Source organism: Ramlibacter sp. bp-362 (genome assembly GCF_054956735.1).
In genome coordinates, this window is record NZ_JBUDXE010000067.1 from 1 (window position 1) to 258 (window position 258).

The 258-nt window shown below is 60.9% G+C and carries 1 protein-coding gene; it reads right to left on the reverse strand.

Annotated elements, in window-relative coordinates; translation table 11 throughout:
• Nucleotides 1-67 precede the first annotated feature (67 nt).
• Nucleotides 68-258, reverse strand: a 191-nt coding sequence (locus tag ACY0MJ_RS22425; protein WP_462640773.1) for a hypothetical protein, incomplete at its 5' end; no start/stop codon positions are given.

Here is a 258-nt window from a genome sequence, read left to right on the forward strand (position 1 = left end):
GCCCGCGCGGGCGCGTACCAGAGGCCCGTCGGGACTCAGGCCGAATCCCGGATCTGATGCTGTCTCTTTACGAAAAAGTCAGGTGCTTCTTCTTGTCGTGGCCATAGGCGTGCCCCTTGCCGGGAAAGCCGCCGCCGTTGCCGTAACCCTGGGTCAACGCTTCAACCGGGCCAAGAACACGCAGAAGCGGCGCAGTGTAGGTCTTTTTCATGTCAGCAATCCAATGAGAATCAGGCCTGCACCCCACCGGCAAACCTG